Origin of the sequence: Longimicrobium sp. (assembly GCF_036554565.1) — a bacterium.
GTDB lineage: Bacteria > Gemmatimonadota > Gemmatimonadetes > Longimicrobiales > Longimicrobiaceae > Longimicrobium.
Genome location: NZ_DATBNB010000337.1, coordinates 1 through 6,837, shown reverse-complemented (window position 1 = coordinate 6,837; position 6,837 = coordinate 1). Strand labels below are relative to the sequence as shown.

The 6,837-nt window shown below is 70.3% G+C and carries 4 protein-coding genes; all 4 read left to right on the top strand.

Annotated elements, in window-relative coordinates; genetic code table 11:
- Window positions 1-454 precede the first annotated feature (454 nt).
- The 4 genes from VIB55_RS09550 to VIB55_RS09535 all read left to right on the top strand — a co-directional run bounded on the left by VIB55_RS09550 (window position 455) and on the right by VIB55_RS09535 (window position 6,650).
- Complete coding sequence (locus VIB55_RS09550) at window positions 455-2,416, top strand: NBR1-Ig-like domain-containing protein (protein WP_331876420.1); 1,962 nt, start codon at window positions 455-457, stop codon at window positions 2,414-2,416.
- Between the two features lie 230 nt (window positions 2,417-2,646).
- The gene (locus VIB55_RS09545; protein ID WP_331876419.1) at window positions 2,647-3,189 is read left to right on the top strand and encodes a hypothetical protein; all 543 of its coding nucleotides are present in this window, start codon (window positions 2,647-2,649) and stop codon (window positions 3,187-3,189) included.
- A 279-nt stretch (window positions 3,190-3,468) separates the two neighbouring features.
- Window positions 3,469-5,073 (top strand): hypothetical protein, encoded by a 1,605-nt coding sequence (locus VIB55_RS09540; protein ID WP_331876418.1) that lies wholly within the window; start codon window positions 3,469-3,471, stop codon window positions 5,071-5,073.
- Between the two features lie 218 nt (window positions 5,074-5,291).
- Complete coding sequence (locus VIB55_RS09535) at window positions 5,292-6,650, top strand: amidohydrolase family protein (RefSeq protein ID WP_331876417.1); 1,359 nt, start codon at window positions 5,292-5,294, stop codon at window positions 6,648-6,650.
- The last annotated feature ends 187 nt before the right edge of the window (window positions 6,651-6,837 follow it).

Below are 6,837 nucleotides of genomic sequence, written 5' to 3'. Positions count from 1 at the left end.
CCAGGTACGCCGCGTTCCGCTCGTTCACCTGCAGCTGCTGCTGAAGCTCGGGCCCGATCTCCGGCTCCGCCGCGGCCGGCTGACGCGACCGGTCGGTGCACGCGGCGGCCGTGAGCACCGCCATCGATACGAGCACCAGCTTCGTCATCTGATTCTTCATCGTTCTCCTCCAGGAATTTGATTGGGTGCAAAGGGCGCAGGTCCGGCCGCGGCCTCCTCCTCCTCCCGGTTGGCGCTCGCCGTGCCGGGACACGTGACGAGCGCCATCCGCCAGCTTATTTTTTTGTCGCCTCCCGTGGTTGCCGGTCCCGTGAAAAGCGGTGGCCCGACCTGCGCGAACACGATGGCGCGCGGCAGCCCTGAAGGAGAATGAAGACGTTCGGAACCTTGATGAGCGGGTCTGAACAATCCCTGAATAACAGCGGAAACCCTCATGGATGCTACGCTTCGCACGTTGACGGCCTCGCCCGGCGTGTTCGTCGGCGGCAGGAAAATCCACCTTGCGCCCCTGAACCTTTCCCTCCTGGTCCGGCTGCGGTACGCCCAGCATCCAATGCCGCGAACGGAGTTGGGAAAGCTCTTCTGGCCAAACGCGGAGTTCCGCTCGAACCTCAGCACCGCGTTGAAGACGCTGCGGGGCGCGCTCGGCGATGTGTACATCCCCCAGCACATCGACCCCGTCGCGCTGGGTCAGGCTTTGGCAGCCGACACGGACCTGGTCGAGGCGGCGGCCGATCACCCGACCAGGGAAACGGTGTCCGCTGCGCTGGAGGCGTACACGGCACCGTTCCTGGTGGGAATCGATTCCAAGCTCCCGACCAAAACCCTCGTGGAGTGGGTAACCGATCAGAGGAGACACTACCGGACGCTGCTCGTGAAAGCGGTCGAGGCGGTCTGCCGCGGGGCCGCGGCAACGGGCGCGTGGGAGGAGGTCGAGGCCCTGGCCACGATGGCCCGGGCGCGGGGGGTCAGTTCGGAGGCCGTCGACGAACTGCGGCGGGAAGCCCTGCAGCAGAAGTGGGTCGACACCCCGCCCGCCAGCCCCGCGGAATCCGGGACGTCGGCATCCAGCCCTGCGGAAACCAGCGTCGCGGCATCGACCCCCGCGGAAACCGGCGCCCCGAAGTCGCCTCCGGCTCCCCGCCTGCGCCGATCTCAGTGGGCGGTAGCGGCGGGACTTGCGATCACCATGCTCGCGGCCTCCGGCGTGTGGGCCCTGCTCCCGACGAAGGGCGCCGCCGCCCCCCGGCCCTGCCGAACCGGCGAGGCGGTAGGCCACGTCGTGCGCAAGGAGTTCAAGCCGGAGATTAACAACCCGCTCGCCCCAGGGCGCACGTACAGCCCGCTCTGGGTCCTGCGGAACGCCGGCCGGTGCACGTGGGACTCCGCATACGCTATGCGGCGTGTGGCCACGATCGGTCCTCATCCGTTGAACATCGAGACAAGCATGCTTCCGCTGGGGCGCGTACTGGGCCCGGGTGACACGATCAGCGTGATGCACAAGGTCACGGCTCCGTCTACGCCAGCCGACTACGGAGAGGATTGGGTGCTCCAGGACGGGGAGGGCCGTCCAGTCGTGGTCGACGGCCGGCCGCTCCTTCGCGAACGCTTCCAGGTACTGCCGCACCCGGTTCCTCCCTGCGCCGAAAGCAATGTCCGCGCGGGCTATCTGGCCGCCAGCCACCCGGACTCGACGGTCCTCTGGCCGCAGGAGGCATTCACCGCCACGTGGACGGTGATCAACCGCGGAAAGTGTGTCTGGCAGCCAGGACAGGTCAGCGTTCGCTACGCAGGCGCGACGGGCACCCGGCTCAGCCATCCGGAGATCGTAGAGCTCCGCACGGACGAGCCGATCCGCCCGGCCGACGCCTACACCTTCGAGGTGCTGATGCGCGCGCCCGCGGCGGGCCGCGCGGAGGAGCGGTGGGAGGTGCGGACGGCGAACCGGGCGCTTGGGGAGATGCTCGAGGTGCGCGGCACGATCCGCGACCGCCGGGAACCGGGAGGCCGGCTGGGCGGTCACCGCGCGTGCAGTGCGGGAGAGGAACTCGTTGGTTGGCTGCGAAGCGAGCGGATCCAGGACAGCACGGTGGTGACGGCCGGAGACACGGTCCGAAAAACGTGGACACTGCGGAACGACGGCGAGTGCACCTGGGCCGCCCGCAGTCTAGCGCTCCGGTTTCTATACGCCACTGCGTCTCGGGAGAGCGGCGTGACCTCCGTTCCACTGGACCGACCCGTCCCCCCACAGGCCAGCTATACCTTCTCCATTCCCTTGATCGCCCCGCGCGACCAGCGGCTGTACGAGGAGCGCTGGGAAATCGTGAATGGCAGGGGCACCCGGCTACGCATCGGGCAGAGCCTCAACCTGTTCGCGGTAATAAAGGTCCGCCGCCCCTCAAACGCGGCCAACTGAACGCGTTTGGTGGCCGAACGCGACCGCGGGTGGCCTCGGCGTTGAACGCAGGGGGGCGGCGGAACGGTCATCTCCAGCCGCGGCACGCACGGATCCCCGGCTGCCTGCGTGCCGGAAACCGCGGGCAAAACGCGGTGTACAATCCGGCGAGCAAGGCACGCCCCGCCGAAGCGCTCGGTGGGTAGGTGACCAGAGAGTGAGATCCGCAATCGATAGGAGAAGGACCGCGCATGACGCTGCTCACCCACGCTTCGCGCGCCCTGGCGCTTCTGCTCGTCGGCGTCGGGCTCGCCGCCTGTGATCCGATCCTGGACAGCATCTTCGATCCCTACGAAGGCCCCGACCCATCCAAGCAGCCGCTGACGGATGAACGCGTGATCCTCCGTGCGACGGAAAGAGTGATCGACGGCGTGCCGCAGCACTACTATCTCGACAGGGTGCAGTTCCTGGAGCGCGCGGACTCGTCGAACATCGACCGCATCATCATCGGGATGCCGGGAGGCCTGCAGGGCACCATCGACTCGCTGGATCTCAAGCGGGGCGACGCGCTGGTCATCTCGACGAAGTTTCACAGCATCGGCTATTCCCGCGGGCTCGAGGCGTACATCCCCAACTGGGCGGCCAACCGGTACAAGGAAGACTATCCCGTGGCCCTGCACACGTTGCTCGCCATCGAGAAGGTAGGCCCGGCCGCCAGCAGCGGCACGGCGGCGGCGAACCGGCAGCAACCCGGCAATCCTGGAGCGCTCTCCGCCTCCAGCGGGGCCCCGTAGCAGGATCCCGCCGTCGCCCTCGCGCGGCCGGTCACACAGTTACGATGGAATCGGCTCCCGGTGCGCGGCGCGCATCGGGAGCCGCACGCGTTTCCGACTGCGGTCAACCCTTCCAGGGAAGGAATCGCAAGCTGGCGCCGCTGCTACTCCCCGCCGACCTTCGGGGACGCCGTCATCCGCAGCTGCGGCGGGAGCAGTTGCCGAAATGCTTTCCTTCCCCGGCCGGACGGGCTATCGTGCGGGCGCATCGAAGCTTCCCCGCCTACCCAGGAGGCCGCCATGGCCCGCCGTTCCCGCACCACCTCCCTCGCCGCAGCCGCGGTTGCACTCTTCATCGCGACTCCCGCCGCGGCACAGGACCATGCACATGCCGCGCACGCCAGCGGCATCGGAAAGGTGGAGTTCCCCACGTCGTGCGCGCCGCCGGCCCAGGCGCACTTCGAGCGCGGCGTGGCCATGCTCCACTCCTTCTGGTTCGATGCCGCGGAGCGCGAGTTCCAGCAGGCGGCCGCCGCCGACGCGCGCTGCCCGATGCCGCACTGGGGCATCTCCATGACGCTGCTCGGCAACCCGTTCACGGGTGCCTCGCCCTCGCCCGCGAACCTGGCGAGGGGATTGGAAGCCGCCCAGCGATCGACCGAGCTGGCCGCTGCCGCCACGCATCGCGAGCAGATGTATGCGCGCGCCGCCCTGGCGCTGTACGCGGACCATCAGGCCACGCCCTACCGCGCGCGGCTCCAGGCGCACGAGGCCGCCATGCGCAGCCTCCACGAGGCGCACCCGGAAGACGCCGAGGCCGCGATCTTCCTGGCGCGCGCCTTCATCGCGAACGCCCCGCCGTCGGACCTGCAGTACACCAGGCAGCTCGCAGCCGCCGCCATCCTGGAGCCCCTCTTCCGAGAACGGCCGGATCACCCGGGGCTGGCGCACTACACCATTCACGCCTTCGACGCCCCGCCCATCGCGCAGCGGGCGCTGGATGCGGCGCGCCGGTACGCCGGCGTGGCCCCGGACGCGCCGCACGCGCTGCACATGCCCTCGCACATCTTCACGCGCCTGGGCTACTGGGACGAGTCGATCGAAACCAACCGCCGCTCCGCCGCCGCCGAGCCCGACAGCAACGCGGCCGTCCATCCCATGGACTACCTGGTGTACGCGTACCTCCAGCAGGGACGCGACCGCGAGGCCGCACGAGTCGTGGAGCGCGCGGTGCAGAACCCCGACCGGTTCTACGGCGCCGGAATCACCAGCTACAACTTCAGCGCGATGCAGGCGCGGCTGGCGCTGGAGCGCGGACGGTGGACGGACGCCGCGCAGTTGATGGTGCCCGCGTCGGCGCCGGCGTACGTGCGGGCCATCCGGCTTTTCGCCCGCGGTCTCGGCGCGGCGCGGGCGGGCTCGCCGGGTGACGCGCGGCAGTCCGTGGATGCGCTCGCCCTGCTGGCCGACAGCCTGACGGCCGCGGGAGAATCGTACTGGGCGACGGCCGTCGGGGCGCAGCGCTTGGCCGCCGAAGCCTGGATCGCCCACGCCAGCGGCGACCGCGATCGCGCGCTGCAGCTGGCGCGGCAGGCGGCGGAGCTGGAGGAGACGGTGGAGAAGCACCCGGTGATGCCCGGCCCGCTGCTCCCCGCGCGCGAGCTGCAGGCCGACCTGCTGCTGGAGGTAGGCCGCCCGGCGGAGGCGCTGGCGGCGTACCGCGAGACGCTGCGCCGCGAGCCGAATCGCGCGCGCGCCCTCTTCGGCGCTGCGCGGGCCGCGCAGGCCTCGGGCGAACGCGCCGCCGCGGCGGACTACTTCCGCCAGCTGCTGGCGCTGATGGCCAAGGCCGACCCGGACCGCCCGGAGGCGGCCGCTGCACGGGCATTCCTCGCCCGCCGCTGACGCCCCCGTCACGCAACACCATCAGAAGAGGCGGCCACGGACTTCCGGGGCCGCCTCACGCGTATCAGGCGCCGTCTCCGCCTGACGCCTCGAACGATCCGCACACCGCCTCTCGGACACCGACGTGCGCCACCTGGCCCGGCGCGGGATCAAACCTTCAGCGCCCCGCCCGTGTCCAATCACGCGACACCCTCCCCCACCCCACCGAGAGGTCCCGCGTGAAGCGATCCATCCTGCTCATCCTCCTCGCCGCGTGCTCGCGGAACCCGGAATCCGCATCGCTGCCCGCCGGCGCCGGCGACGTGATCGCCATCACGTACGTGAACGTAATCCCGATGACGAGCGACACCGTGCTGCACGACAGGACGGTGATCGTCCACGGGGAGCGCATCCACGCGGTCGGGCGCGCGGGGCGAACGGCGGTGCCGGCGGGGGCGCGGGTGATCGACGGGCGCGGCCGATACCTGATGCCGGGCCTGGTGGACGCGCACATCCACCTGAGCAACCGGCTGGACATCGACACCGTGCTCGCCGCCGTGCTCCTGGCCAAGGGCGTCACCACGGCCATCGAACTGGGGGGGATGGGGCTGCCGGGCGATTCGGCCCGCCTTCAGCTGCGCGCAGCCATCAACGCCGGCCACCGGCCCGGACCCACGCTGTACATCGCGCGCGCCCAGGCCAATGACTCGGCGATGACGCGCGAGGGCGGAATGCGTCGCGTGGAGCAGGACCACGCCGCGGGCTACGACCTGATGAAGGTCTACAACCGGCTGTCGGTGGAAGGGTACCGCGGCATCACGCTTCGCGCGCACCAGCTGGGAATGCCCGTCGTGGGGCACGTGGTGCGTCCGGCCGGGCTGGAGGCCACGCTGGGCTCGGGCCAGCGCGGGATCGTGCACATGGAGGAGTTCCTGTACCAGTACTTCGGGTTCCGCAGCTCCGACACGCTGGCGGCGCAGGACGCCAAGCTGGACACGGCCGTCATCCCGTACTTCGCGCGGATCACGGCCGAGGCGGGAACGTACGTGACGCCGACGCTCGTCATCTTCGAGGGGATCATCACGCAGGCGGAAGACCTGGATCGCGAACTCGCCCGCCCGGAAACGAGGTACGTTCCGGGCCCGCTGTACGAGGGACAGTGGATCCGCGAAAAGAACGGGCGGTCGCTTACGTTCGCGCATCCGCGGCGGCTGGCCCACCTGCGCGCTGCGCTGGGTTATCAGCGGCGGATGCTGCAGGCCATGCACCGGGCCGGGGTCCCGCTGCTGGTGGGCACGGATGCGCCGGTGCCGGGCGCCGTCCCCGGATTTTCCGTGCACGACGAGCTGCAGAACTTCGTCGAGCTGGGGCTGTCGCCCTACGAAGCGCTCTCAGCCGCCACGCGCAACGCCGCCGCGTACCTGCGCAAGAACGACTTCGGCACGGTGGAGGTGGGCAGGCGCGCGGACCTGCTCCTGCTTTCGTCGAACCCGCTGGACGACATCAGGAACTCGCAGGCGATCACCGGGGTGGTGGCGCGCGGGCGGTGGTTCGACGAGAGCGCGCTTGCGGCCCTCCTCGCCCGCAGCGCGCGGTAGACGGGCGATAGGCGGTCGGTAGGCGGAAGGGCCGACACCGATTCGCGCCAAACGGGGCTGGGCGCTTCGAGAACTGCGGATGCCGGCCCAGGAAGGCCCCTCCCCCGCCCCTCCCCCGGCAAACTGCGCCGGGAGAGGGGGGAACTTCGGATGGGTTCGACGCTGTGCCGGTGCATGCCGCGGGAGC

Coding starts and splice junctions, on each gene's coding strand:
- VIB55_RS09545 (WP_331876419.1), top strand. CDS start 2,647: ATGACGCTGCTCACCCACGCTTCGCGCGCCCTGGCGCTTCTGCTCGTC.
- VIB55_RS09540 (WP_331876418.1), top strand. CDS start 3,469: ATGGCCCGCCGTTCCCGCACCACCTCCCTCGCCGCAGCCGCGGTTGCA.